Genomic DNA, 24,239 nt, shown 5'->3' on the forward strand with positions numbered 1-24,239 from the left:
CGGCCGCCCCGGCGGCTGCCCCAGAACCGGAATCCGGAGGAGAACTGTGCTGCTCAGCGTCAACGTCTTCGTCAGCCTCGACGGGATCATGCAAGGACCGGGAGCCCCCGACGAGGACCGCTCGGGCGGCTTCGACCGCGGCGGCTGGCTCGTCCCGCACGCATCTGTGCACACCAACCAGGTCGTTGAGGGCTGGTTTCGGGAGGCGAACGCCTTCCTCTTCGGCCGCACGAGCTACGGCCTGCTCGGCGGGTACTGGCCCAAGGTCACCGCGCCTGGCAACCTGATCGCGGCCAAGCTGAACACGCTGCCGAAGTACGTCGCCAGCAGGACGCTGACCGACGGGGAGGCCGACTGGAGCCCGACCACGGTCCTCCGCACCGACGTCGTCGACAACGTGCGCCGACTCAAAGCGCTCCCCGGCAAAGAGCTCCAGGTCCACGGCAGTTGGAAACTCGTACAGGAGCTGCACCAGGCCGGGCTTGTCGACATCTACCGGCTACTTCAGTACCCCGTCGTGGTCGGCACCGGAAAACGCCTGTTTCCCGAGGGAACGACGCCCGCGACATTCGCCTCCGAGGAGAGCGCGCGCGTGCTGCCCGGTGGCGTCGTCTCGCTGACGCTGACTCCCACGAACCGTGGCGTGATCCCTGCGGGCGCGTACACCGTGCAGAGCGGTCGATCGACACCAGTCCTCGACTGACGCGGACCTCCAGCCGTCGTACACATGTTCTATCCACAGGCTGTGGACACGCGACCCGGACCTCAGGAGCCGTCGCGGAGGTCGGCCAGGCGTTCCGGTCGGAAGCTGATGTTGTCGAAGGTCACGTCGCACCCCTCGCCGGTCGGTGACTGACCGGCGAAGCCGATCCGGTCGCGGGCCGTGTCACCGTCGAAGCTGAACACCCGGATCAACTGCCAGATCCTGCCATCGAGCGAGGCGTGGTAGGCGTAGACCCGACCGATTCGCGAGACCCGCAGCCACACCGACCGGCCGGCCACGACGAAGGCGTTCGCATCGTCGGCGACACCCCGGCAGATGACCGACACGATCATCGGCTCGGCCTCGGGTGAGAACTCGAAGCACAACTTGCCCCAGCACCGTTCGTCCCGCCAGATCAGGAGCACCCCGGCGTCGAAGGTCGCGGCGAAAGCCACCGTGACGCGGGCACTGAACTGGAAGTCCCCCTCCGGAGGCAGGTCAGCGAGCAGCGTCGCCGCGTTGAGGGCGGGCTGCGCGGCGTCCTGACCCGCGCCGCCGCTCGGGTCGATGAAGATGTCGGTGCGTGGCTGTGCCGACACCGTCACAGCACCGGCCACCTCGTCCACCCGCCAGAGCCCGTCGGGCGATGACACGAGCGGAGACGGCATACCGGGGACGCTCAACTGGTCAGCCATGACAGGACCGTACAACGGGTCCCGGCGGGCAAACTGCCCCCGCCGGCCGGGTACGGTCCGGGGACCGACGGGTTGGCCCGGAATCCGTCGTACACATGTTCTATCCACAGGCTGTGGACGAACGGAGGTTCCATGGCTTACCAGCTCAGCGCGGTGGTCGCGGACGTCGAACTGCTCCGCGAGCAGACCGCCGAGCTGGATCACGCGGTCCTCGGCGGGCTGCGTCAGGACTTCGCGTTGCTGCCGGTCACCCCGCAGTTGGTGATCGAACTGACCGGGTCGTTGCCGGATTTCGCCACCGACGACCGGAGCGCCGCGCGCCCGTTCGGCCTGGTGTTGTCGACGGCGCTGGTCGAGGTGCTGAGCCGCTGGTCACAGTCGGGGCCGGTGGCCTATCTGGAGGCGGAGTTCGGTGGTGGGGTCGGCTACCAGTCGGCGGCGGTGTGGTTGGGCGGGGCGCTGTCCTGGGGGCCGCACTTCGACGACGAGTTGGACATGTCGCGCGAACAGTGGCCGATCAACGGCGCGCTGGGTCAGCTCGGCGTGGAGCCCGGCACCTGGATCGACCCGTTCGCCGAACTGGGGTTGCACCTGGAGCGGAGCACCGAGGGTTGGCTGGCGCACGGGCGGCGTCGACTCAGCGCCGACTACTGGGACGAGCTGGTCGAACAGTGGGAAAACCAGTAATCCGCCGCTCGGCAGCAACCTGAACGCTCCCGTTCCGTTGGGGACTGGGGGATTCCATGAAATTGCGACAATTTGCGTTTATCGCCACGCTGTTGACGGCTGCCTCGATCGCGGGCAGCGGCGTACCGCCTACCAGGTCGATTCCGAACGGCCGGCCCGCCGGCAACGTGGAGATCATCGACCTGAACGGCCTCAGCAATATCGAGTTCGGCACCACCGAGGACGAGCTGACCCGACGCGGCATCCTGCGTACCAGCCTGGACGCCTGCGGGCCAATGCTTGCTGGCCACGACACGGTCAGCCCGGTCTTCGTGGAGGACAAACTCGTGCTGCTCTGGGTCGGCGACCCGATGCGGACACCGGAGGGCATAACGGCGGGCTCGCCCGTCCACGAGGTCTGGGACCGCTACCCGGAGGTCAGCCGACTACGGGCTCCACAGGGGACGCACCGGCTCGACGGGTTACTGGCCCGCAACGGCGACCGCGCGTACCTGTTCCTGCACGACGGGCGCACGGTCCGAAAAACCATCGCCGGGTACGCGGACTGGGCCCGCCGCCTCTTCATCGAGGGAATCGGCCCGTGCTGAGCCGGGTCGACCCATCGCGGCACATCAGTCCATAACGGATCGTCGTGTCTCGACGGAGGGTCGTCGCTCAGACCGGGTCGGTGGCCTGCTCCGGCGGGCGCGCCCCGGACGCGGCGGCGAAACCGGCGAGCGCGATCTCCGCGGCCTGCCGCAGGGCCTCCCGGCTGACCCCGGCGGAGGCATGCACCGCCTGCCCCTCGGTGACGATCATGACGAAGCGGGCGAGCGCGACCGGGTCGGCCTGCGCGGGTAGGTCACCGTCGGCGACGGCGCGGGCGAGCCGGTCGGCGAGGGCCCCCTCGTAACCCTGACGCCGGAGGCCCCCGGGCTGCTGAAGACCATCACCTCGACCGTGCCCATGCAGCGCATGGCACACCCGGACGAGATCGCCAACGCCGCGCTCTTCCTCGCCTCGGACCAGAGCAGCTTCATGACCGGCGGCGAGCTGTTCGTCGACGGCGGCGAGCAGCAGCTCTGACGCGAAAACGCCCGGCCGATCCTCGCGGATCGACCGGGCGTTTCGGCACTACAGAGCGGTGGCGGAGGGATTTGAACCCTCGGAGGGCGTTAACCCTCACACGCTTTCGAGGCGTGCTCCTTAGGCCGCTCGGACACGCCACCGCCGACGAGGGTACAGGACCGCCGGTTCCGACGCCGAACCGGTATCGCCCGGGCCGGCCTGGCAGGATCTTTGCCATGAGTACGCACATCGGCGCGAAGCCGGGCGAGATCGCTGAGCGGGTCCTGATGCCGGGTGACCCCCTGCGGGCCAAGTGGATCGCGGAGACCTACCTCGAGGGCGCCACCTGCTACTCGACGGTTCGGGGCATGCTGGGCTTCACCGGCCGCTGGAACGGCGTCGAGGTTTCCGTCCAGGGCTCCGGCATGGGCATGCCATCGGCCTCCATCTACGCCCACGAGCTGATCAACGAGTACGGCGTGAAGACGCTGATCCGGGTCGGCTCCTGCGGCGCCCTCAGCACCGACCTGCAACTGCGGGACGTGGTGGCCGCGATCGGGTCGTCCACCGACTCGAACATGAACCGGATGCGCTTCGACGGGCTGATCGACTACGCCCCGGTGGCCGACTTCGGGCTGCTGCGTACGTCGGTCGAGGTGGCCGAGCGGCGCGGCATCACCATGCACGTGGGGCCGATCCTGGCGGCGGACGCCTTCTACACCGACCGGCCGGACCTGTACGACACCCTCGCCGACTACGGCGTGCTGGCGGTGGAAATGGAGTCGGCGGCGCTCTACACGATCGCCGCCCGGTTCAAGGCCCGCGCGCTGACCGTGCTGACCGTCAGCGACCACATCAAGACCGGTGAGAAGACCACCTCGGAGGAGCGCGAGCAGACCTTCAGCCAGATGGTCGAGATCGCCCTCGACACGATCATCGCCTGACCCCTTCGGGCGGCAATGCCGCGAAGAGCGTGATGACTGTGAGTCATAGTGATGCCTCACAGTCATCACGCTCTTTCGCATCAGAGCGCCGGGCCGCGGATAGTCAGACGGCGGCCAGCACGTCAGACGGCGGCCAGCGCCTCGGTCGGCGCGAGGCGGGCGGCGCGCACCGCCGGGTAGAGGCCGGCGAAGCCGCCGATGACCACCGTCGCGCCCACCCCGCCGAGCATCGCCCAGGCCGGCACCACTGTCGGCCAGCCCTGCGACAGCGCGTAGCCCGAGGTGACCAGGATGCCCAGCACGACCCCACCGATCCCGCCGAGCGCGGAGAGCAGCAGCGACTCGGTGAGGAACTGGGCCCGTACCTGACCACGGGTGGCGCCGAGTGACCGGCGCAGGCCGATCTCGGCTCGGCGTTCGAGCACCGAGATCACCATCGTGTTCGCCACGCCGACCCCGCCGACCAGCAGGGCGACAGCGCCCAGGCCCAGCAACAGGCCGGTGAACGCGTCGTCGGTCGCCTCGGCGGCGGCCAGCGCGTCCGAGGGCCGGGACACCTCGACCTCGTTCGGCGCCTCCGGGTTGGTGGTCGCGCCGAGCACCGACCGGACCGCGTCGACCTGCGACTCCTGCGCCCGGGTGTAGACGGTGGTCGGGTGACCGTCGAAGCCCAGGTACTCGGCCGCCGCCGCCCAGCCGACCAACGCCGACGTGTCCAACTCCGGAGCGAGCGGTGCGGCGGCGAGGGTGCCGACCACGGTGAACGGTCGCCCACCCAACCACACCTGCACCTGCGGGTCCGCCGAGGTGATCCCGAGCCGCTGCGCGGCGGTGACGCCGAGCACGACCGCCGGGTAGCGGGCCGTCGCCTCGTTGAGCCAGGTGCCGGTGGTCACCTCGGCTCCCACGGTGCCGAGCAGGTCCAGTCGGGCCGCCCGGGTGGCGATGCCACCGGTCTCCGCCGCCGCGATCCGGTCCGAGCGGTACACCTTGGCGTCGGGCACCTGCCCGGTGGCGGACACCTCGGTCACCGGGCCGATCCGCCCGATCATCGCGATCGACTCCTCGGGCAGTTGCGCGTCCGCGCCGAACAGGGTGGTGCCCGGCTCGACGGTGAGCAGGTTGGTGCCGAGCGCGTCGAGCGCCCGGTCCAACTCGGCCCGGGACGACGAGGAGATGCCGACCACCGCGATCATCGCCGCGATGCCGATCGCGATGCCCAACGCGGAGAGGAACGCCCGCAGCGGGCGGGTCCGCAGCCCCACCCCACCGACGCGCATGACGTCCATCGGCCGCAGTCGGGCCGGGGTCAACGTCGCCATCAGTCGACCCCGCCCGACACGAGGGCCGAGTCGTGCCGCACCGCGCCGTCGCGCATCCGCACCTGCCGGGGCAGACTTCCCGCGATCTCCCGGTCATGAGTGATCACCACGACCGTGGTGCCGGCCCGGTGCAGATCGTGCAGCAACTCCAACACCCCGGCACCGGAGTGCGAGTCCAGGTTGCCGGTCGGCTCGTCGGCCAGCAGCACCGCCGGCTCGCCGACCACCGCGCGGGCCACTGCCACCCGCTGCCGCTCCCCACCGGACAGCTCGTGCGGCCGGTGCCCCAACCGGTGGCCCAGGCCGACCCGGACCAACGCGGCCTCCGCCCGTTCGCGCCGCCGCCGCAGCGGTACGCCGGAGTAGAGCAACCCGTCGGCCACGTTGTCGACGACCGGAACGCCGGGGGCGAGGTGGAACTGCTGGAAGACGAAGCCGATCCGGGTGGCCCGCAGCGCGGACAGCTCCCGGTCGGTCAGCTTCGCCGCGTCGTACCCGTCGATGAGCACGCTGCCCGACGACGGCTGGTCCAGGGTGCCGATCAGGTGCAACATGGTCGACTTGCCCGATCCGGATGGACCGACGATCGCGACCAACTCGCCGTGACCGACCCGCAGCGACACCTCGTCCAACGCGACGACGCCACCGGCGTACCGCTTGCTGACCCGGTCGAGCACGATCACCTCGCTGCTCACCTCGGCACCACCACCGTCGTGCCCTCGGTGAGGCCCGTCCCGGAGACCTCCACCCGTCCGTCGGCGAACAACCCGGTGGTCACCGCGAGGACGCGGCTCGCGTCGCCATCGGCGAGCTGAACGCCGTAGCCGCCCTCGGCCAGCGCCAACAGAGCCGCCACCGGCACGGTGAGCACGTCGCGGCGCTCCGAGACGGTGAACGTGACGTCCGCGCTGGCCTGGTCGAAGCCGGTGAGGGCCTTCGGGTCGGTCACCGCGACCGTCACCTCGATCGTCGTCTCGGCCTCGCCGGCCTGCCCGTTGGCGCCGGCCGCGCCGGCCTGGACGACCGTCTCGACAGTGCTGACCGTGCCCGGCACCGTCGCGCCGTCCGGCAGCCGCACGGTGACCTTCGCGTCGCGCTTGGCCAACCGCTGTTCGTCCACGTCCAACTCGACGGTGACGACCCGACCGGTGCCGGTGTACGTCAGCACCGCCTTGCCGGGCTGGACGAGATCGCCGACGTCGACCTGGTGGCTCTCCACCCGGACCTCCCGGTCGGCGTACACGACCCGCCCCGGCTCGACCCGACCGGTCTCGGTCAGGCCCAGGTCCTCCTGCCAGTCCCGGACCGCGTCGGCGGTAGCGCCGGTGTACTCGTCGTCGATGGTGAAGCCGGTGTAGCCCAGCGCACCGAGGTTCCGTTCGAACTGCGCGACGTCGGGCCCCTCCACCCCCGGGGCGAGGGTCCGGTACGCGGGCAACCCGCCGTAGAGCAGCACCACCTCCTCGTTGTCGACCAGGTAGAGCGCCTTGCCCCGCCGTACCGTCGACCCGGTGGCCGCCAGCGCGGTGACGGTGCCGTTGAGCTTCGCCGTGGCGGTACGCGTCGCGCCGTACCCCAGTTCACCGTCTGCGGTCTCCGAGTCGGCGAGGGTCTGCCGGGTGACGGTGGCGGTGGCGGGTGGCACGCTGCCGGCCTGGGCCCGGCCCCCGTCGGTGCCGCCGCCGAAGCCCACCGCGGCGACCACGCCGACGGCGGCGACCAGCAGGACCACGCCGCCGGTGACGGCGGCGCGCAACCGTGAGCGTCGGATGGCGACGGTCACCGGCCACCCCCGAACTGCGGCGCGTGCTGCCGGCACTTCTCCATCGCGGCCTTCATGGCCGGGTCGCCGATGTTGATCGCATTGCCCTGCGTCCCGATCCGGACCCGCCCGTCGGCGTCCGGGTCCGGGAAGTCCGGCACCCCGTTCTCCCGCATGCACCTGGCCAACGTGCGCATCTGCTCGGCCTGCTCGGGGTTGAGCTGCGGTCCCTGCCCGCCGTTGGGCAGCTTGTCCTGGCACTTCTCCATGGCCGCCTGGACCTTCTGCTGGTCCACGTCCGCACCGAACTTGAAGTTGGGACGCCCGCCCGCCTCGGGGTCGGGCATGTCCACCCCGTTCTCCCGCATGCACCGGGCGAAGGCGAGCTGCCGGTCCGCATCGCTGACCGGCACACCGCTCGCCGTGGCGCTTGTCGACGCCCCGCCGGCGGTCGCCACCCCGCCGCCGTCGTCGTCTCCCGCGCCACACCCGGCCAGCGCCAGGGCGAGCAGGACAGGTGTCGCGAGTAACAGTCGCCGCATGGTGTCCACCTCCGCTGAGGGTCCGACGCGACTCGTCGGACGTCGGCACCCAGTGCACGGCAGCGCGCGTATCCCCGGCGTTACCGTCGGCGGTTATGCCGCCGTTACCGCGCCCCGAGCACCATGGAGGGGTGAGAGTGCTGGTGGTCGAGGACGAGACCGTGCTGGCGGACGCCATCGCCGAGTGGCTGCGTCGGGAGTCGTTCGCCGTCGACGTGGCGTACGACGGGGACGCCGCGTTGGAACGGCTCGGCGTCAACGAGTACGCCGTGGTGGTCCTGGACCGGGACCTGCCGGTGGTGCACGGCGACGACGTGTGCCGGGCGATCGTGGCCGCGGGCGGGGAGACCCGGGTCCTGATGCTGACCGCGGCGGCGGCGGTCCGGGAGCGGGTGGCGGGGTTGGCGCTCGGTGCCGACGACTACCTGACCAAGCCATTCGCGCTGGTGGAGTTGTCGGCGAGGGTGCACGCGCTGACCCGGCGAGCCCGCCCGGCGGCACCGCCGACGCTGCGCCGCGCCGGCATCCAGCTCGACGCGGCCCGGCACGAGGTACGCCGGGACGACCGGCACGTGGCGCTGTCCCGCAAGGAGTTCGCGGTGCTCGCCGAGTTGCTGCGCGCCGACGGTGCGGTGGTCTCCGCCGAGGACCTGCTGGAACGCGCCTGGGACGAGCACATCGACCCGTTCACCAACGTGGTTCGGGTGACCGTGATGAAGTTGCGCCGCAAACTCGGCGACCCGCCGGTGATCGAGACGATCCCGGGGGCGGGGTACCAGATCCGATGAAACGCCTCACGATCCGCGCTCGGCTCACCCTCATCTACGGCGGGCTCTTCCTGCTGGCCGGCGTGGTCCTGCTGGCCGTCACGTACGTGCTCGTGGATCAGCGCATGCCGCAGCCGTTCGGGGTGAAACTGAGCGACCTGCCGAAGACCAGCCCCACGACGCCCAGCGGGCAGAACATCGACACTGTGCGCGACCTGCTCCAGCAGGTCCAGGACGAGGCGAAGCGCAACGCGTTGGAGTCGCTGCTCACCCAGGGCGGCATCGCGTTGATCGTGGTGTCGACGGTGGCGATCGCGTTCGGCTGGCTGCTCGCCGGTCGGGCCCTGCAACCCCTGCTCCAGATCACCGGCACGACCCGCCGGATCGCCGGCGCGGACACCGCCGGCCGTGGCCTGCACGAGCGGATCGCGCTCACCGGACCTCCCGACGAGGTACGCGAACTCGCCGACACCTTCGACGAGATGCTGGAACGGCTGGACCGCTCCTTCGACGGGCAGCGCCGATTCGTGGCGAACGCCTCGCACGAGCTGCGCACGCCGCTGGCGCTCAACCGTGCCCTGGTGGAGCTGGCCATCACCCGTCCGGACGCCTCGGCGGAGACCCGTCGACTGGGCGAGTCGCTGCTGGCGGTCAACGAACGACACGAGCGGCTGATCGATGGTCTGCTGACCCTGGCCGACTCGGAGAACGAGCTGACCGAGCGTACGCCGATCGACCTGGCCGAGGTCTGCGCGCACGCGACCGACCAGGCCGGGAAGCAGATACCCGGCGTGCCGGTCCGGCGGGCCCTGGCCCCGGCGCCCACCAGCGGCGACCCGGTGCTGTTGGAGCGGCTCACGTTCAACCTGGTGGAGAACGCGTTGCGCCACAATCTGCCCGCCGACGGGTGGGTGGAGGTGCGCACCGGGTTGGTCTCCGGCCGACCCACCCTCACCGTGACCAACACCGGCCCGGTCGTCCCCGGCTACGACGTCGAGACGATGTTCCAGCCCTTCCGTCGGCTGTCGCGGGAGCGGGTCGTCGGCGCGCGGGGCTTCGGGTTGGGGCTGTCCATCGTCCGCGCGGTGGCCCGGGCGCACGGCGGCACCGCCGAGGCGCAGCCCCGACCGGGCGGCGGTCTGGTCGTCACTGTCACCCTGCCGCCGGCCTGACCGGTAATCCGGCCTCAGCGAAAGAACGCGCGCAGGACGGTGGCGGTCTCGGCCTCCAGCACCCCGCCGTAGACCTCGGGGCGGTGGTTGAGCCGACGGTCCCGCAGCACGTCCCAGAGTGATCCGGCCGCGCCGGTCTTGGGCTCCCAGGCGCCGAACACGACAGTGGAGACCCGGGCCAGCACCAGCGCCCCGGCGCACATGGTGCACGGTTCGAGGGTGACCACCAGGGTGCAGCCGTCCAGCCGCCACCGACCGGTGCGCTCGGCGGCCCGGCGCAGGGCCAGCACCTCGGCGTGGGCAGTGGGGTCGCCGGTCAGCTCGCGTTCGTTGCGTCCGGTGGCCAACTCGGTGCCGTCCGGCCCGTAGAGCACCGCCCCCACCGGCACGTCGTCGACGTCGGTGCTGACCGTGTCGTCGACGGGTGGACCGGCGACGGCCACCTCCAGGGCGCGGCGCATCCACAGCTCGTGCCGCTGTCGTCGGCCGACCTCGCCCAGGTCGGCCAGGCCCTCGTGCGCGCCGGGCCCGGCGCGGCGCACCGCGCCGGGGGTCGGCTGGCCCGGTCGGATCGACTCCAGCGAAGGATCGGTGGCGTCGGCCGGCTCAGACCTCACGCAGCTCCTCGACCTCGTCGGCGCAGCCGAGCACCTGGCAGATCTCGGCGGTGACGTCCGCCGGCATCATTCCCTCGTGGGTGCAGAGGGTCAGCAGCTTCTGCGCGGAGATGCCCAGGTTGGCCAGCAGGTCGGCGTCGCCGACCGGATCGGCCTCCGGGTCGACGACGGGCTGCTCGCTCTCCTCGTCGCCGGTGCTCACCGGGCGTGGCTCGTCGTCACCGTCGAGCCCCGTGACCGAGGTCTTCAGGTCACCGACCAGCAGCGACCCGAGCTGCGACTCCTCCGCGTACGCGGAGTCCGAACCGAAGACCCGCAGGTCCTCGCCCTCGTCCAGGCGCAGGATGACCAGGTACGCGTCGTCGGCCTCGACGAAGAGCAGCGACACGTCGGCCTCCTGGTCGACGTCACGCAGCCGGTCGGCAACCTCGTCGATGTCGGCGGCGCCACGCAGGCTGACCTCGGCGGCGGTCCAGCCACTGTCGTCGCGCACCACGGCCGCAGCGAAGTACGACACGGTCCCCCCAAATAGCCTCGACACAGCGTCGACTCGTTACGCGTGCACGTTAGCCGGTCGGGTCGGCGGGCGACCCGTCAACGCCCCGAAGGGCGGGTCATTCCTGACAAAGTCGAATCAGCCGACGACTCGACGGCGGGTGGCGATGAGCTGGCGCAGACGCTCGGTGCGCTGCCGCTGCGGTCGGCTGCGCTGGCGGACCGCCCGGGCGCCCGCCAACTCGGCCAGCAACTGCAGTCGACGGCGATTGCGATCAGGATCCTGCCGGGGAGTGGTCCAGGCCATAGTTGCGAGCGTGCCGAGTCTCGGCGGCCACGTCAAGACGGCGTTCGCTACGCATCCAACCGGGCACTCGGTGCAGTCACCGGGCACCGTTTCGACGCCCGTCCGCGCCGGTCACCACAGCGGCCAGTCACCGCTGGTGGCCCAGCGGACCGCCACCACCGCGGCGGCGATGCTCCAACCACCCGCCGTGACGATGGCGACCCCGGTGGCCACCCCTCGGTCGCCGAAACGGATCAGTACCAGGGCGGTGGCCCAGGCCAGCAGGCCGGCGAACACCGTCCACCAGGCGTAGCTGGCCACGTCGGTGCCGAGCAGGCCGAACAGCAGCAGCCAACCGGCCGCGACGCCGCCTCCGGCGGCGACACCACCGCCGGTGACCGGGTGCGGCTCGCGGTAGGTGGGCCGTGGCGGTGGCCCGGAGGGGAAGAGACCCGACGGGGCACGCGCAACGGGGCGGGCGGCGCCGAAATCGGGGCCAGGTTCGGGTCGGGCAATGGTCACCGTCGCTGCCCTCCCTCACGCGTGCCGCTCGTGCCCACGGTACCGGCTCTGCCAGGATGACCGGATGTCCTCGCCGACGATCAGCCGCCGCGCTCGTCCGGCGTACCCGATCCTGCTGTTGCTCGCCCCGGTGCTGGCCGCCGGCTGCGCGACCACCCGGCCGGGGGTGCCCGACGGCGCAGCGCCGACGCCACCTTCGGTCTGGGCGACCGCCGACCAGCCGGCGTCGCAGCCGCCGCCCACGCCGGCGGCGACCGATCCGAGTTCCCCGGCGCCGTCGTCGGCCAGGCCGTCGGCGGCGGCACCCCGCACCGGGCTGAAGCATGTCTTTCCGGTACGCGCCGACGACGTCGACTACCACCCGACGCACGGGGCGTACCCGGCGACGGACCTCTTCGCCGACTGCGGTGAGCCGTTCGTTGCGGTGACCGACGGGACGGTGCTGGAGGTGAGCCGAGTGGACCGGTACCGCAAGCGTGGGCCGCAGGGCCCGGACAACGGCGGCCTGTCCGTCGCCCTGCTCGGGGACGACGGGGTGCGCTACTACGGCTCGCACCTGAGCGTCGTGAGCGACGGGGTCGACGCCGGGGTGCGGGTCCGCGCCGGGCAGCAGCTCGGCAAGGTGGGCCGCACGGGCAACGCGAACAACGTGTGCCATGTGCACTTCGGCATCTCGCCGGCGTGCGCGGGCAAGGACGGCTGGTGGATCCGGCGCGGGGTGATCTGGCCGGCGCGTTATCTGGACTCCTGGCGGCGCGGCGGCAACCGGGAGCCGGCCACCGAGGTCACCGCGTGGCAACGCCAGCACGGTTGCCCGAAGGCGCCCTGACATGGCTCGCGCGAGAGATCCCATCGCCGACCTGCGCCGGATCGCCTTCCTGCTGGAACGGGCGAACGAGGCCACCTACCGGGTACGCGCGTTCCGGTCGGCGGCGAAGGCGCTGGCCGGCCTGCCTGCGGCTGAGCTGACCGAACGGGCCGGCAACGGCACGCTCACCGACCTGGCCGGGGTCGGTGACGTCACGGCCCGTTGCGTGGCGGAGTCCCTCGCCGGTGAGGAACCGGTCTATCTCCGCCGCCTGGTGGCGACCGAGGGCAGCGACCTGGACGCCGAGGCCACGGCGCTCCGCGCCGCCCTGCGCGGCGACTGTCACACCCACTCGGACTGGTCCGACGGCGGCTCACCCATCGAGGAGATGGCCTTGGCCGCGGTGGAGTTGGGCCACGAGTACCTGGTGCTGACCGACCACTCGCCCCGGCTGACGGTGGCCCGGGGGCTGACCGCGCAGCGGCTGCGCCGGCAGCTCGACCATGTGGCGCAGGTGAACGCGGCGCTGCCCGAGGGGTTCCGGATCCTCACCGGGATCGAGGTGGACATCCTCGCCGACGGTTCCCTGGACCAGGACGACGACCTGTTGGCGCGGCTCGACGTGGTGGTCGGCTCGGTGCACAGCGGCCTGAAGGACGAGCGGTCGAAGATGACCCGGCGCATGCTCAAGGCGGTCGCCAACCCGCACCTGGACATCCTCGGGCACGTCACCGGCCGGATGGTGTCGTCCCGCCCGGCCGGGGTGACCGGTCCGGGCGATCGGGGGCACCGCGCGCGGACCAGGGCGGAGAGCGACTTCGACGCGGACGCCGTCTTCGCCGCCTGCGTCGAGCACGACACCGCCGTCGAGATCAACTCTCGGCCGGAGCGGCAGGACCCGCCGAAGCGCCTGATCCGTCGGGCCCTGGAGGCCGGCTGCCGGTTCGCCATCAACACCGACGCGCACGCGCCCGGCCAACTCGACTGGCAACGGTTCGGCTGTGAGCGCGCCGCTCTCTGCGGCGTCCCCGCCGACCGCGTGATCAACACCTGGTCGGCGGAGCAACTGGTGGCCTGGACGCACAGCCGGACCTGATCCCCGCGCTGGTCGACACTGTGGTCTGTCAGCTGCGCGCGGGTTCGGCGGCGGGTGTGGCGGGTGCGCCGACGCCGACGACCGGGGTGCTCCGGCGACGACTGAACATTCCCTGCGAGACCGCGACCCCGAGCAGCACGATCAGCGCGCCGACCGGCTGGTGCCAGTTGAGTCGTTCGTCGAGCGCCAGCGCACCGATCAGCACCGCGAAGATCGGGACCAGGTACGTGACGGTGGACGCGGTGCTCGCGCCGGCCACCCGGATGTTGCGCATGTTGATCACGAACGCGAGCCCGGTGCCGAGCGCGCCGAGGATCAGCACACTTGCCACCACCCCCGCCGACAGCTCGGTGGGCAGCGGCGGCAGGCCGGCGACGAAGGGGGCGACGATGGCCAGCTGCGCGGCCGCGAGCAGCAGTTGCGCGGTGGAGAGCGACAAGCCTGAGTACGCGCTGTCGGCGACGAACCGCTTCTGGTACGGGATGGCCACGCCGTAACAGGCCGCCGCGCCGAAGCACATGAGCTGCCCGGTGAAGTGCGCCCCGCCGATGCCCTCCCAGACGCCGAGCACCACCAGCACCCCGACGAAGCCCAACCCGAGCCCGACCGCGCGGCGCACTGTGAGCCGCTCGGTGCGGAAGACCAGCACCGCCAGCGGCAGCACGATCAACGGCGTGGTCGCGTTCCAGATGCCGGCCAGCATCGACTCGACCCGTTGCTCGCCGTAGCCGAAGAGCGTGAACGGCACTGCCACGCCGAAGGCGGCGACGACGGTCAGGTGCGCCCAGACCCGGGGCTCGTGGGGCAGCCGGTCGCGCAGCACGGCGAGGACAACCAGCAGAGTCAACGCGCCGGCGACGACCCGGTAGAGGGTGAGGTGGACCGGGTGCAGCTCGGCCACCCCGACCTTGATGAAGAGAAAGCTGGAACCCCAGATCGCGGCGAGGGCGACGAAGCCGGGCAGCCAGGCGCGGACCGGCGCTTTGTCAGGAGTGGTATCGGTGGTCACCCCTGACACTCTGCCGCAAACGTCCGACAAAGTCGCGCGCCTTTCGGCGATCACGCCGTGCCTGAACCCGCAGCTCCAACACGGCAAACGTCCGCGACACGGGGGTGGGGTGGTCACGTAGGGTCGCAGCGTGGGACGAATTGATGAACTCGCCAACCGCTACGTGGCCGAGTGGGCGCCGTTGAGCCCCACCGGCGCGACCTTCGTCGGCATCGCCGGCCATGACGACCAGCTCGACGACCTCTCGCCCGACGGCTACGGGGCGCGCGCGGACCTCACCCGCCGGACCCTGGCCGAGCTGGAGGTGACCGAGCCGGAGACCGAATCGGAACGGACCGCCAAGGAGGCCATGCAGGAGCGGCTCGGGCTGGACCTCGCCCGGTACGACGCCGGTGAGGTGACCAGCGAGGTCAGCGTGATCACCAGCGGGCTGCACGAGATCCGCATGGTGTTCGACCTGATGCCCACCGCGACCAGCGACGACCAGGCCAACATCGCCGCCCGGCTCAACGGCTTCGGCGCCGCGCTGGAGGGCTACAAGACCACGCTGCGGGAGGCGCTCGCCGCCGGCGAGGTCAGCTCGAAGGTGCAGTTGGTGGAGGTGGCCAAGCAGTGTGACATCTGGGTCGACCCGACCGGTGACAACTTCTTCCACGGGCTGGTCGAGCGGCTCGGGGCGGAGGGCACACTCGGCTCGGAACTGCGTCGGGGCGCGGCGGCGGCGACCGCGGCTACCGCCGAGTTCGGCCAGTTCCTGCGTACCGAGCTGGCCCCGCACGGGCGGGACAAGCAGGCCGCCGGCCGGGAGCGCTACGAGCTCGCCTCGCAGTACTTCCTCGGCGCGAAGGTCGACCTGGACGAGACGTACGCCTGGGGCTTCGCCGAACTGGCGCGCCTGGAGGAGGAGATGCGGGTCGTGGCGGGGCGCATCGCCGGCTCGGGTGCCACCGTCGACGAGGCCGTGACCAGGTTGGACGCCGACCCGGCCCGGACCATCCAGGGCAAGGAGGCATTCCGGGACTGGATGCAGGCGCTGGCCGACAAGGCGATCACCGAGCTGCACGGCACCCACTTCGACATCCCCGAGCAGGTCCGCCGCATCGAGTGCTGCCTCGCCCCGACCAGCGACGGCGCCATCTACTACACCGGCCCGAGTGAGGACTTCTCCCGCCCGGGTCGGATGTGGTGGGCGGTGCCGCAGGGCATCAGCGACTTCTCCACCTGGCGAGAGGTGACGACGGTCTACCACGAGGGCGTGCCGGGTCACCATCTCCAGGTGGCGCAGACGGCCGTCCGGGCCGACCTGCTCAACCGTTGGCAGCGGCTGCTCTGCTGGGTCTCCGGGCACGGTGAGGGCTGGGCGCTCTACTCGGAGCGGCTGATGGACGAGCTGGGCTACCTGGAGGATCCGGGCGACAAGCTGGGCATGCTCGACGGCCAGGCGATGCGCGCGGCACGGGTCATCGTTGACATCGGCATGCACCTGGAGCTGGAGATCCCGAAGGACAATCCGTTCGGGTTCCACCCGGGCGAACGGTGGACGCCCGAGCTGGGCTGGGAGTTCATGCGGGCGCACTGCCGGGTTCCGGACGAGAACCTGCGCTTCGAGCTGAACCGCTACCTGGGTTGGCCGGGGCAGGCCCCGTCGTACAAGGTGGGTGAGCGGATCTGGCTCCAGGCCCGCGAGGACGCCAAGGCCCGCAAGGGCGCCGATTTCGACCTGCGGGAGTTCCACCGGCAGGCGTTGGACCTGGGCGCCCTGGGTCTCGACCCGCTACGCCGGGCGCTGGCCCGGCTCTGACCGGGCGGTGGCGGCGCGCGCCGACGGTACGACGAGTCCGTCGCCGCGCGCGGCCACGCCGCGAGGCGAAACCGCTCGCCCTTCACCCGGGAAGGCGAGCGCGCTGCCGACGACCGAGGGGTGGACCGCGTCGCGGTCCACCCCTCGGTCGTACATCCGGTCGTACGCGCGTCAGCGCTGCTCCACCTCGCCCGGAGCCGGACGCTGGGTCGGCACCGTCGGGTCCTCCGATTTCCAGTTCGTGGATGCCGGCGGGATCTCGTCGGTCAGTGGCCCGCCGACCGGCTGCGGCCGGGGCTGCTCGACGGTGTCCGTGTCGCGTACCGGCTCCTGGTCCACCCGGGTCGGCGTCGGGTCGTCCACCGCCGGCTCGGCGCGGTGCCGGGCCGTCCCACCCTCGGGTCGGGTCACCAGCCACACCCCGAAGACGACAGCGATCAGACCGAGGACACCAGCGACGATCGGGCCCCAGAAACTGATCAGGCCGATCTTGAAGCGGTTTTCCTTGACCGTCTCGACACTGCGGCTGACAGTGTCGTCGGTGTAGTTGAAGTCCGCGTCCAACAGCACGGTGGGGGTGCCGGTGTTGGGGCGCAACTCCTTGTGCTGCTGCTCCCGCACGTTCACGTAGGAGCCGGTCACCGGGTCGACCCAGAGCGTACGGATGTTGCTGTAGACCACCTCGCCGCTGGTCGCGCCGGGCGCGAACTTCCCGACCAGCGTCTGGATGCTGCTCTCCGGGGTGGCCAGCACCTCGTTCTCGATCCGCTGCTCGAAGCGGTACGCCTCGATGCCCTTGATCTTCTCGGTGCCGACGAACTTCGCCGGGACGGCCCGCTTCAGGTCACGGTCGAAGACCTGGTAGTCGCGCTTGGCGGTGCCGAACGGGAACTTGTAGATCTGGCCGGTGTACTTCACGTTGCCGACCGGAGTCCCGTCCGCGCCGGTCTCGTTGAGCCACTGGTCCTTCCACGAGGCGGCCGCACCGGAGATCCGGTCGAGCGCGAGCTCGGTGCTGTACTGGCTGACCACGTCCTGGTTGTCGGTGCGCCGGACCGTCTGGTAGACGTCCCAGATCACCGCGTCGCCCTTCAGGTCCGCGGGCAGCCGATCCTTGGTGTCGTCGGGCTGCGGAATGACCTCCACGTTGGACACCAGGTCGCCTTGCGGAACCTCGATGCTCACCGCGCTACCGGTTGCCGTGATCTTCAGGAACCTGGCGTTCTTCGCCTCGGCGACGGACGTCGTCGGCTCAAGATCATAGGGGAGCTTGGTCACGGCGGGGGCCACGTAAAACGGCAGCCCGGCCGCGAAGACCAGCAATAAGACGCCAAGCCCGAAGAGCGCGGCGCCCACGCGAAGCTTCACTCATCCTCCTGTAACCTGCCGCCCTACGACCTGTTGTCCGGGGCACCCGATCCTTAACATGGCGGGAGGTTACTCCCCGGTCACCTTCAAAGCGACCCCCTGGATGTCCAGATGTCCACAGCCGCCGCGCCAACAGTTTCGGAGCCTTCGGCAACCGGCCGACTTCCCGCCCTCGACGCGCTGCGAGCAATCGGCGCGGTGGCGGTCGTGGGTCACCACGTCGGGTTCCAGACCGCCGCCACCATGAACGCCGCCTGGGGCGGTTGGCTGGCTCGGCTGGACGTCGGCGTCGCCATCTTCTTCGTACTGTCCGGGTTTCTGCTGTTCCGGCCGTGGGCGCTCAACGCCGCGACGGGCCGGGCCCGACCCGGCGCCGAGCGCTACCTGTGGCGGCGGGCCCTGCGCATCCTGCCCGCCTACTGGTTGGCGGTCGCGGTCTGCCTGATCGTCCTGCCGCAGAACGGGCAGGCGTCCCTCGGCGACTGGATCCGCCACCTCACCTTCGCCCAGATCTACCAACCCGGGCAGTTGCGCGCGGGGCTCAGCCAGACCTGGAGTCTCGCCACCGAGGTCGTGTTCTACCTGCTCCTGCCGCTGATCGCCGTGCTCGCCGTCGGCCGGTCCTGGCGTCCGGTCCGGACCGTCGTGATCGTCAGCGGGAGCGCGCTGCTGACCGCGGCGTGGCTCGCCATGATGGGGCTCGGCTGGCTCGACACCGCCCTGCACACGATGTGGTTCCCCTCGTACGCCGCCTGGTTCGGCACCGGGATGGCACTGGCGGCGGCGCACGTCGCCCTGCGCACCGGGACCGCGCCCGCGGCCTTCCGGGTCCTGGACGACCTGGCCTCGGCGCCGGTGACCTGCTGGGCCGCCGCCGTCGGCCTGATGGCGATCGCGACGACGCCGGTCGCCGGCCCCCGCGACCTCAGCGAGCCGACGGCCGCCGAGTTCGGCGTCAAGCTGGCCCTCTACCTGTTGATCGCGGCGCTGATCCTGATCCCGGTGGCCTTCGGCGGGGCGAGCCGGGCCAAGGAGGTCTTCGGCAGTTCGTCCGCCCGGTGGCTCGGCGCGGTCTCGTACGGGCTGTTCCTGTGGCACCCCATGGTCATCGAACTCATCTACCTGGTCGACGACCGACCGCTGTTCACCGGCGGGCTACTCGACACCTTCGCCCTCACCATGGTCTTCGGTCTGGCCTACGCCACGGTCAGCTACTACGGCGTCGAGCGGCCCCTGCAACTGCTCGGGTCGCAGGGTCGGCGTCGATCCACCGGGCGTGGGCGGACGCCCGGGACCCCTGCCGGCGGCGTGGCCGCACCGGCCGCCACGCCGCCGCCCGTCGCGGCTGGCACTGCGGTGCCCACGGTCGGCGGGTAGCGCCCAGCGCTGGCCCATCGGGGCATTGCCGGCCGGCACACCAGCCCCTAATGTGACGCGGGTCGCTAAATTACTTGAGAGTAGGGTTCGCGTGGAGCGTCGCTTCGGCATGCCCGGACACGTGTTGTTCCTCAACTGGCGAGACACCCGCAACCCCGAGGGCGGCGGTTCCGAGGTGTACGTCGAACGGATCGCCGCCGAACTGGTGGCGCGCGGATTCCGCGCCACTCTCTTCTGCGCCGCCCACCGCCAGGCGCCGGCCGACGAGGTCAACGAGGCGGGTGTACGGATGGTGCGGCGCGGCGGCCGACACAGCGTCTATCTCTGGGCGGCGCTCTGTTACGTCGGGGGCGCGTTGGGCATCGGCCCGCTGGCGGCCCGCCGCGGCGGCCGGCCCGACGTCCTGGTGGACGTCTGCAACGGGTTGCCCTTCCTCGCCCCGCTCTGGGCACGACGCCCGGTAATCAAGCTGATCCACCACGTGCACCGCGAGCAGTGGCCCGTGGTGCTTCCACAGTGGGCGGCCCGGTTCGGCTGGTGGATCGAGTCGTCGCTGGCCGTACGCCTCTACCGGCGGTGCCGGTACGTCACCGTCTCCGAGGCGACCCGCCGAGAGTTGGCACTGCTCGGCGTGCCGCCGGAGCAGGTTTCCGTGGTGCACAACGGCACCCCGGCGATGCCCCACACCGACGCCGAGCGGGCGACGTTCCCGCTGCTGGTGACGCTCAACCGGCTGGTGCCGCACAAGCGGGTGGAGGTGGCCCTGCGGGCCGTCGCGGCCCTCGCCGACGAGCTGCCCCAACTACGTCTGGTGGTCGCCGGTCAGGGCTGGTGGGAGTCGCACCTGCGGGACCTCGCCGCAGAGTTGGACATCACCGAGCGGGTGGACTTCCGCGGCTTCGTCACCGAGGAGGAGAAGGCCGCCCTGCTCGCCTCGGCCTGGGTGGCCCTGACCCCGTCCCTCAAGGAGGGCTGGGGGCTCACGATCGTGGAGGCGGGTTCGGCGGGCACCCCGACGGTGGCGTTCCGGGGAGCCGGCGGAGTCGCCGAAGCGGTCGTCGACGGGCGTACCGGCCTGCTGGCCGACGACATCGACGACTACCTGATGAAGGTGCGCACGCTTCTGCACCAGGACGAGCTGCGGCGGGAGATGGGCGCCCAGGCCCGGGAGCACGCCGCCAGCTTCACCTGGCAGGCCGCGGGTGGGCGCTTCGAGGCGATCCTCAAGGGTGTGGAGTCGCCCCGCCCAGTGCGGCAGCGGGGCGAGCCGTCCTACCTGTCGCCGTAAACCGCGGGGGCGTACGGGTCCTTCTTACCGGCGCGCTTGGCCGCCTCCGAGACGAGCTTGGCCTCCTTTGCGGCCTCCTCGTCGGTGGCGGTCGCGGCGGCCGAGATCCCGCCGAGAGCCAGGATCCCCAGCAACGCCGCCACCAGGCCAGACACGACCAGGGTCAGAGCTCTACGCATGCCAATCCTCCAATGGCGAGACGTGCGAGCGGACGTTACCACGCGGTAGCTCGCCGGTGTAGTGCCGAAACGGCGGCAGCGACGACCACCAGAAGGGCACCGCCGAGGGCCGTCACCACCGCCAGTCGGGCCGGTCCGGACGGGCTCGGTGGCAGCACTGTCTCCGGGTTGCGGTACAGCGTCAGGAAGGGCCCGTCATGGACCGTCTCCAGGCCGCCGAGCAGCTGGGAGTGGACCTCGCCGGAGACCTCGTGCTGCACCAGGACCCAGCGCACCCCCGTGGTCCAGACCGGCCGCCCCTCGGCCAACGCCCGGCGCATCTCACCGACGCGCGGGTTCTCGCCGGCCACCGCGACGTCGCCGACCCGGAGCGTGTCGTCGGTCAGGACGGTTCCCGGCAGAAGGCGGGGTGCCGGGTCCAGGACGACCCGGCCCGGGTTCCACGGGTACGCCCGGTAGGCGCTCAGCGGCAAGGCGAGGATCTCCCCCGGCTCCTCCTCGATGTGCTCGGCCACCCGCTGCCACTCGGCCGGATAGCTCACCGGCCGAAGCCGACCGACACCGCCGAACGCCAGGTCCGGCAGGACGGCCACCGGTAGGAACAGCAACCCGACCAGGACCACCCCGGCCACCTCCCGGTCGACCCGGGCCACCAGCCGCTCGGCCCCCAACGCCGCGCACACCACCAGCAGCAGCGCGTACGGCGCCAGGAACTTCTGCCCGTCCCGCAGCAGCCCCGCGCCCGGCAGGTGCGCCACCGCCCAGCGCAGCGCGGCATCCCCGCCGGGGAGCACCCCGAGGACGGCCAGCAGAAAACCGGTCCCGGCGAGCACCGCCAGGCGCACCGCCCCACCCGGGGGTAGCCGGCGCCGCAGCAGGCCGGCACCGACACCGGCCAGGATCAGCAGCACGAGGGTCGCCACCGGCACCAGTGCCGCCGCGCGACTGGCGGGGGTGGCCTGTGCGCTCCAGATTCCGCCGGTGCCGGCCAGCGCCACCACCGGGCCGGCCCAGTTCTCCGAACGCGCCGCGAACGCCGCCACCCCCGCCGGGTCCGAGGTACCCCCGGCACCGGTGACCAGGGCCGCGACCACCCAAGGGAGGTTGAGCACCCCGACCGCGGCCAGCGCCTGCCGGGACCGGTGCGGATGCATCCGCTGCGACACCAGCAGCGACCGGGGTGCGCGCATCCGGTCCGACGTCAGCACCAGCACCGTGCCCAGCGCGATCAGACCGCCGGTCGGCGTGATGGCGGCCGGGGCGGCGGCGAGCACCACCCGGGCGAGCGCGCCGTCGCGACCGGCCCGCAGGTCCAGCGCCGCCCGCACCAGCCAGGGCAGCGCGGCGTACGCGAGCAGCAGCCCCCACTGCCCGATCAGCAGCCGCTCGGCGAGGTACGGCGACCACGCGTACGCCAACGCGGCGAACAGCCGGACCGCACGCCGTTCGGTCGGCACCAACCGGCCGGCGCCGACCGCCGCGAGGAAGACCGCCCCGGCGAGCACGAGGCGCTGCACCACCCAGCCCGGCACGAGTTGGGTGACCAGCGAGACCAGTGCGTCCATCGGCACCGCCCGGGGCAGGCTCTGCGCCGGGGCGACGAGATCCCAGGTCAACGGCTGCCGGGGTACGAACACCATGTCGTACAGCAACGCGTAGCCGGGCGCCGCCAGCGGGGCCAGCACCACAACGGTGACCGCCGCCGCGACCGCGTACAGCGACAGCGTGTCCCGCCCCCGCGGAACCGGTGCGGCCCGGGCACCGCCGGTCGGCTCAACCATTCACGATGCCGGCACCGCCCGGCCGACGGTGATCAGCTCGGTGCACACCCCGACCCCTGGCGTCCGGACGGTGACCTCGACAGCATCCCCCGCACCCTCCAGCAGGAAGAACACGTCGTTCAGCCCGCGTCGGAGGGTGATCTCGCGGGTGGCGTCCCCGAGCCGGAACAGCGCTGTGGAGTCACCCGAGCTGAGGTAGCCGAAGTGCACCACGTACGGCCACTCCACCAGGTACCCGTCCAACGGGATCCGGGTGGGTCGACCGCCCTCGGCCAGGTGCCCGCAACCGTCCACCGGGCCGGGCAGGATCTTCCGCCCCTCGACCACGACCGGTCGGATCCGCCCCAGCTCGTCGAACGTCGACGGCCGCGCGGCCTCCGCCACGAAGGTGGGTCGACGCTCGGCCGGGCGGAAGAAGTGCGACTGGAGATTGTCCGGCCAGAAGTAACCGGCGACCACCCGGTCCGGAACCGCGGTGTCGAAGAAGACCGTGCCCGGCGGCGCTGCGGCGAGTTCCGCCTGCGTCGTCTCGAGGTATTCCCGCCCGTACTTCGTACTCCAGTTGTCACCGAAACGGGCGGTGCTCCACAGGGTGCCCACGCCGATGGTCGCCAGGACAACGATCACCGAGACCAGCCCGACAGCGAACGCGCCCGGTTCCCGCAGGACGGTCGGCACCGGCCACGCCGACACCTCGTCCTCGTCGGTGTCCCTGATCCCCAGCAGGGCCGCACCCACACAGATCGCCGCGACCAGCACCACGTCGGCGACGTACCGGGGGACGACGCCGATCAGTGGGCCGAGCGGCCCGCCGAGCCGGGTGATGGCGAAGAGCGCGGCGACCAGGGCCAGGTAGGAGGTGAGCAGCAGCCAGGCCCGGCCGGCCGACGGACGTCGCCGGACGGTGACCACGACGAGCGTCGCCAGCACCGCCCAGGACAACCACTTCGCGATGTCGTACGGGTCGACCAGCGGGGGACCGTCACCGGCGTAGGTCCAGCGCCAGGGACCGCCGAGCAGACCCGGCACCACGGTCTCGCCGACCAGGTCGCCGAGGAAGGTGAAGACCGGACCGACCGAGGTCGGGTCCCGCAGTTCACCGGAGGGACGCGTCAGATAGAACGCCAGGTATCCCCCCGACAGCGCGCTGAGCATCAACCAGGCCGGCCATTGCCGGCGGATCGCCGTCAGGAGACTGCGCCACACACCACCGGACGTGAAGAGAAAGACGGTCAGCAGGAACAGCAGCGGCACGATCAGCAGGGACTTGGTGTCGAAGAGCAGGCCGAACACCAGCCAGAGCGCGACCGCCACGAGGTGACGCAGACGACCGGTCCGCACGTACCGGACCTGGGCCGCCACCGCCATGACCAGGGCCAACTGCATCGGCAGCACGAGCAACCCGACCAACCACAGCGAGGAGACCTCAAGCGTCAGTGGGCTGAACACGAACAGGCACAACGGAATGAGCAGTCCCCAACCGGGACGGAGCAGATCGCGCAGCAGCCGGTAGAGAGCCATCCCGGTCGCCGCCTGGCCAACCGCCAGCAGCAACACCCACGGCCAGGTGGCGAAGCCCGCCGCCCGCACCATCGCCCACGCCACCAACAGGCCGCCGGGCATGAGGTGGTTGTTGAACGTACGCAGGAGGTAGTCCGCGTCCAACCCGGTGTCGAGGACCTGGGCGGCGATGACGAACTCGTCCTGCGAGAACCAGCCACGGGTGGCGAGGCCGGCCCGCCAGGCGACGGACACCGCGATGAGAGCGATCGCCACGGCGCGGACGGGGTCGGCGCGGAGCCATCGGCCGACCGGCCCGGGCCCGTCGCCGTCGGACGCGACGCGTTCCGGATGCGTCTCGGCCTCAGCTTCTGGCATTGACATGGTCGGCAGCCTGCCACACGCTTACACGCCGTGGGGACGGCCGTTCTCCCGATAACGCCACCGCAGCGCCCCTGGTCGCCCGTCCGT

27 protein-coding genes and 1 tRNA gene are annotated in these 24,239 nt (G+C 71.5%); 12 read left to right on the forward strand and 16 right to left on the reverse strand.

Annotated features, from left to right (window positions below; translation table 11 throughout):
• The first annotated feature begins 46 nt into the window (after positions 1-46).
• Positions 47-703, forward strand: a complete 657-nt coding sequence (locus AB0877_RS26930; RefSeq protein ID WP_366612339.1) for a dihydrofolate reductase family protein — start codon at positions 47-49, stop codon at positions 701-703.
• Between the two features lie 62 nt (positions 704-765).
• Here the strand turns inward: AB0877_RS26930 and AB0877_RS26935 are convergent, their stop codons facing one another.
• Positions 766-1,398, reverse strand: a complete 633-nt coding sequence (locus tag AB0877_RS26935; protein WP_366612341.1) for a DUF1349 domain-containing protein — start codon at positions 1,396-1,398, stop codon at positions 766-768.
• A gap of 132 nt (positions 1,399-1,530) precedes the next feature.
• Here AB0877_RS26935 and AB0877_RS26940 point away from each other — a divergent pair, with 132 nt between their 5' ends.
• Entirely contained in the window at positions 1,531-2,085 is a 555-nt protein-coding gene (locus AB0877_RS26940; protein ID WP_366612343.1) for a hypothetical protein, read from the forward strand.
• A gap of 56 nt (positions 2,086-2,141) precedes the next feature.
• Positions 2,142-2,672: a hypothetical protein gene (locus tag AB0877_RS26945; RefSeq protein WP_366612345.1), complete on the forward strand. Its 531-nt coding sequence runs from the start codon at positions 2,142-2,144 to the stop codon at positions 2,670-2,672.
• Positions 2,673-2,739: 67 nt separating this feature from the next.
• Here AB0877_RS26945 and AB0877_RS26950 read toward each other — a convergent pair whose 3' ends face one another.
• Complete coding sequence (locus AB0877_RS26950) at positions 2,740-3,048, reverse strand: hypothetical protein (protein ID WP_366612347.1); 309 nt, start codon at positions 3,046-3,048, stop codon at positions 2,740-2,742.
• Between AB0877_RS26950 and AB0877_RS26955 the strand changes: the two genes are divergently transcribed.
• Positions 3,040-3,150, forward strand: a complete 111-nt coding sequence (locus tag AB0877_RS26955) for an SDR family oxidoreductase (RefSeq protein WP_366612349.1) — start codon at positions 3,040-3,042, stop codon at positions 3,148-3,150. The two genes, AB0877_RS26950 and AB0877_RS26955, sit on opposite strands and share 9 nt — an antisense overlap.
• Positions 3,151-3,206: 56 nt before the next feature.
• Here the strand turns inward: AB0877_RS26955 and AB0877_RS26960 are convergent.
• Positions 3,207-3,293 (reverse strand) — tRNA-Ser (locus AB0877_RS26960).
• A gap of 75 nt (positions 3,294-3,368) precedes the next feature.
• On the opposite strand from AB0877_RS26960, the gene deoD reads away from it, so the two are divergent.
• A complete protein-coding gene (deoD, locus tag AB0877_RS26965) occupies positions 3,369-4,076 on the forward strand; it encodes a purine-nucleoside phosphorylase (RefSeq protein WP_074315244.1) in 708 nt (235 codons plus the stop codon).
• 122 nt (positions 4,077-4,198) lie between these two features.
• On the opposite strand, the gene AB0877_RS26970 is transcribed toward deoD, so the two are convergent.
• Genes AB0877_RS26970 through AB0877_RS26985 form a run of 4 tightly spaced genes read right to left on the reverse strand, consistent with a single transcriptional unit; the run spans position 4,199 to position 7,702 of the window.
• On the reverse strand, positions 4,199-5,398 hold the full coding sequence (locus AB0877_RS26970; RefSeq protein WP_366612351.1) for an ABC transporter permease: 1,200 nt from the start codon (positions 5,396-5,398) through the stop codon (positions 4,199-4,201).
• The gene (locus AB0877_RS26975) at positions 5,398-6,081 is read right to left on the reverse strand and encodes an ABC transporter ATP-binding protein (RefSeq protein ID WP_366612388.1); all 684 of its coding nucleotides are present in this window, start codon (positions 6,079-6,081) and stop codon (positions 5,398-5,400) included. The genes AB0877_RS26970 and AB0877_RS26975 overlap by 1 nt, the downstream gene beginning before the upstream one ends.
• Before the next feature lie 8 nt (positions 6,082-6,089).
• Positions 6,090-7,181: a peptidoglycan-binding domain-containing protein gene (locus AB0877_RS26980; RefSeq protein ID WP_366612353.1), complete on the reverse strand. Its 1,092-nt coding sequence runs from the start codon at positions 7,179-7,181 to the stop codon at positions 6,090-6,092.
• Positions 7,178-7,702, reverse strand: coding sequence for a hypothetical protein (locus AB0877_RS26985; RefSeq protein ID WP_366612355.1), 525 nt, complete (start codon positions 7,700-7,702; stop codon positions 7,178-7,180). Before AB0877_RS26985 ends, AB0877_RS26980 begins: the two co-directional genes overlap by 4 nt.
• Before the next feature lie 131 nt (positions 7,703-7,833).
• Between AB0877_RS26985 and AB0877_RS26990 the strand changes: the two genes are divergently transcribed.
• Positions 7,834-8,490, forward strand: coding sequence for a response regulator transcription factor (locus tag AB0877_RS26990; protein WP_366612357.1), 657 nt, complete (start codon positions 7,834-7,836; stop codon positions 8,488-8,490).
• Positions 8,487-9,641: an ATP-binding protein gene (locus AB0877_RS26995; RefSeq protein WP_366612359.1), complete on the forward strand. Its 1,155-nt coding sequence runs from the start codon at positions 8,487-8,489 to the stop codon at positions 9,639-9,641. Before AB0877_RS26990 ends, AB0877_RS26995 begins: the two co-directional genes overlap by 4 nt.
• A 14-nt stretch (positions 9,642-9,655) precedes the next feature.
• On the opposite strand, the gene AB0877_RS27000 is transcribed toward AB0877_RS26995, so the two are convergent.
• The 4 genes from AB0877_RS27000 to AB0877_RS27015 form a co-directional block, all read right to left on the reverse strand.
• Positions 9,656-10,102: a nucleoside deaminase gene (locus AB0877_RS27000; protein WP_366612390.1), complete on the reverse strand. Its 447-nt coding sequence runs from the start codon at positions 10,100-10,102 to the stop codon at positions 9,656-9,658.
• Positions 10,103-10,247: 145 nt separating this feature from the next.
• Positions 10,248-10,775 (reverse strand): tRNA adenosine deaminase-associated protein, encoded by a 528-nt coding sequence (locus AB0877_RS27005; protein ID WP_366612361.1) that lies wholly within the window; start codon positions 10,773-10,775, stop codon positions 10,248-10,250.
• A gap of 117 nt (positions 10,776-10,892) precedes the next feature.
• A complete protein-coding gene (locus tag AB0877_RS27010; RefSeq protein ID WP_167362451.1) occupies positions 10,893-11,060 on the reverse strand; it encodes a hypothetical protein in 168 nt (55 codons plus the stop codon).
• A gap of 111 nt (positions 11,061-11,171) precedes the next feature.
• Complete coding sequence (locus AB0877_RS27015) at positions 11,172-11,561, reverse strand: hypothetical protein (protein ID WP_366612363.1); 390 nt, start codon at positions 11,559-11,561, stop codon at positions 11,172-11,174.
• 64 nt (positions 11,562-11,625) lie between these two features.
• Between AB0877_RS27015 and AB0877_RS27020 the strand changes: the two genes are divergently transcribed.
• Positions 11,626-12,390 carry a M23 family metallopeptidase gene (locus AB0877_RS27020; RefSeq protein ID WP_366612365.1) on the forward strand — a complete coding sequence of 255 codons (765 nt, stop codon included), beginning with the start codon at positions 11,626-11,628 and terminating at the stop codon, positions 12,388-12,390.
• 1 nt (position 12,391) lies between these two features.
• Entirely contained in the window at positions 12,392-13,465 is a 1,074-nt protein-coding gene (locus AB0877_RS27025; RefSeq protein WP_366612366.1) for a PHP domain-containing protein, read from the forward strand.
• 28 nt (positions 13,466-13,493) lie between these two features.
• Here AB0877_RS27025 and AB0877_RS27030 read toward each other — a convergent pair whose 3' ends face one another.
• Positions 13,494-14,474 (reverse strand): DMT family transporter, encoded by a 981-nt coding sequence (locus AB0877_RS27030; RefSeq protein WP_366612368.1) that lies wholly within the window; start codon positions 14,472-14,474, stop codon positions 13,494-13,496.
• A gap of 130 nt (positions 14,475-14,604) precedes the next feature.
• Between AB0877_RS27030 and AB0877_RS27035 the strand changes: the two genes are divergently transcribed.
• Positions 14,605-16,275 (forward strand): DUF885 domain-containing protein, encoded by a 1,671-nt coding sequence (locus AB0877_RS27035; protein ID WP_366612369.1) that lies wholly within the window; start codon positions 14,605-14,607, stop codon positions 16,273-16,275.
• A gap of 171 nt (positions 16,276-16,446) precedes the next feature.
• Here the strand turns inward: AB0877_RS27035 and AB0877_RS27040 are convergent, their stop codons facing one another.
• Positions 16,447-17,643: a DUF3068 domain-containing protein gene (locus AB0877_RS27040; protein WP_366612370.1), complete on the reverse strand. Its 1,197-nt coding sequence runs from the start codon at positions 17,641-17,643 to the stop codon at positions 16,447-16,449.
• A gap of 111 nt (positions 17,644-17,754) precedes the next feature.
• Between AB0877_RS27040 and AB0877_RS27045 the strand changes: the two genes are divergently transcribed.
• Positions 17,755-19,020 carry an acyltransferase gene (locus AB0877_RS27045; protein ID WP_366612372.1) on the forward strand — a complete coding sequence of 422 codons (1,266 nt, stop codon included), beginning with the start codon at positions 17,755-17,757 and terminating at the stop codon, positions 19,018-19,020.
• Positions 19,021-19,129: 109 nt separating this feature from the next.
• Positions 19,130-20,308 (forward strand): glycosyltransferase family 4 protein, encoded by a 1,179-nt coding sequence (locus tag AB0877_RS27050; protein WP_366612392.1) that lies wholly within the window; start codon positions 19,130-19,132, stop codon positions 20,306-20,308.
• On the opposite strand, the gene AB0877_RS27055 is transcribed toward AB0877_RS27050, so the two are convergent.
• From AB0877_RS27055 to AB0877_RS27065, 3 genes are read right to left on the reverse strand one after another with little or no spacing between them, the layout of a single operon-like run.
• Entirely contained in the window at positions 20,293-20,487 is a 195-nt protein-coding gene (locus AB0877_RS27055) for a hypothetical protein (protein ID WP_196920206.1), read from the reverse strand. The two genes, AB0877_RS27050 and AB0877_RS27055, sit on opposite strands and share 16 nt — an antisense overlap.
• A 35-nt stretch (positions 20,488-20,522) precedes the next feature.
• Positions 20,523-22,268, reverse strand: a complete 1,746-nt coding sequence (locus tag AB0877_RS27060; RefSeq protein WP_366612374.1) for a hypothetical protein — start codon at positions 22,266-22,268, stop codon at positions 20,523-20,525.
• Positions 22,269-24,152, reverse strand: coding sequence for a hypothetical protein (locus tag AB0877_RS27065; RefSeq protein ID WP_366612376.1), 1,884 nt, complete (start codon positions 24,150-24,152; stop codon positions 22,269-22,271).
• Positions 24,153-24,239: the final 87 nt, after the last annotated feature.

Source organism: Micromonospora sp. NPDC047644 (genome assembly GCF_040704315.1).
Lineage (GTDB): Bacteria > Actinomycetota > Actinomycetes > Mycobacteriales > Micromonosporaceae > Micromonospora.

Bases quoted from the DNA above. Each gene is read 5' to 3' on its own strand.
- AB0877_RS27010 (WP_167362451.1), bottom strand. From the start codon at position 11,060: ATGGCCTGGACCACTCCCCGGCAGGATCCTGATCGCAATCGCCGTCGA.
- AB0877_RS27025 (WP_366612366.1), top strand. From the start codon at position 12,392: ATGGCTCGCGCGAGAGATCCCATCGCCGACCTGCGCCGGATCGCCTTC.
- AB0877_RS27060 (WP_366612374.1), bottom strand. From the start codon at position 22,268: ATGGTTGAGCCGACCGGCGGTGCCCGGGCCGCACCGGTTCCGCGGGGG.
- AB0877_RS27050 (WP_366612392.1), top strand. From the start codon at position 19,130: ATGCCCGGACACGTGTTGTTCCTCAACTGGCGAGACACCCGCAACCCC.
- AB0877_RS26935 (WP_366612341.1), bottom strand. From the start codon at position 1,398: ATGGCTGACCAGTTGAGCGTCCCCGGTATGCCGTCTCCGCTCGTGTCA.
- AB0877_RS27065 (WP_366612376.1), bottom strand. From the start codon at position 24,152: ATGTCAATGCCAGAAGCTGAGGCCGAGACGCATCCGGAACGCGTCGCG.
- AB0877_RS26970 (WP_366612351.1), bottom strand. From the start codon at position 5,398: ATGGCGACGTTGACCCCGGCCCGACTGCGGCCGATGGACGTCATGCGC.
- AB0877_RS26955 (WP_366612349.1), top strand. From the start codon at position 3,040: ATGGCACACCCGGACGAGATCGCCAACGCCGCGCTCTTCCTCGCCTCG.
- deoD (WP_074315244.1), top strand. From the start codon at position 3,369: ATGAGTACGCACATCGGCGCGAAGCCGGGCGAGATCGCTGAGCGGGTC.
- AB0877_RS26995 (WP_366612359.1), top strand. From the start codon at position 8,487: ATGAAACGCCTCACGATCCGCGCTCGGCTCACCCTCATCTACGGCGGG.
- AB0877_RS26940 (WP_366612343.1), top strand. From the start codon at position 1,531: ATGGCTTACCAGCTCAGCGCGGTGGTCGCGGACGTCGAACTGCTCCGC.
- AB0877_RS27020 (WP_366612365.1), top strand. From the start codon at position 11,626: ATGTCCTCGCCGACGATCAGCCGCCGCGCTCGTCCGGCGTACCCGATC.
- AB0877_RS26985 (WP_366612355.1), bottom strand. From the start codon at position 7,702: ATGCGGCGACTGTTACTCGCGACACCTGTCCTGCTCGCCCTGGCGCTG.
- AB0877_RS27055 (WP_196920206.1), bottom strand. From the start codon at position 20,487: ATGCGTAGAGCTCTGACCCTGGTCGTGTCTGGCCTGGTGGCGGCGTTG.
- AB0877_RS27000 (WP_366612390.1), bottom strand. From the start codon at position 10,102: ATGCGCCGCGCCCTGGAGGTGGCCGTCGCCGGTCCACCCGTCGACGAC.
- AB0877_RS27045 (WP_366612372.1), top strand. From the start codon at position 17,755: ATGTCCACAGCCGCCGCGCCAACAGTTTCGGAGCCTTCGGCAACCGGC.
- AB0877_RS26945 (WP_366612345.1), top strand. From the start codon at position 2,142: ATGAAATTGCGACAATTTGCGTTTATCGCCACGCTGTTGACGGCTGCC.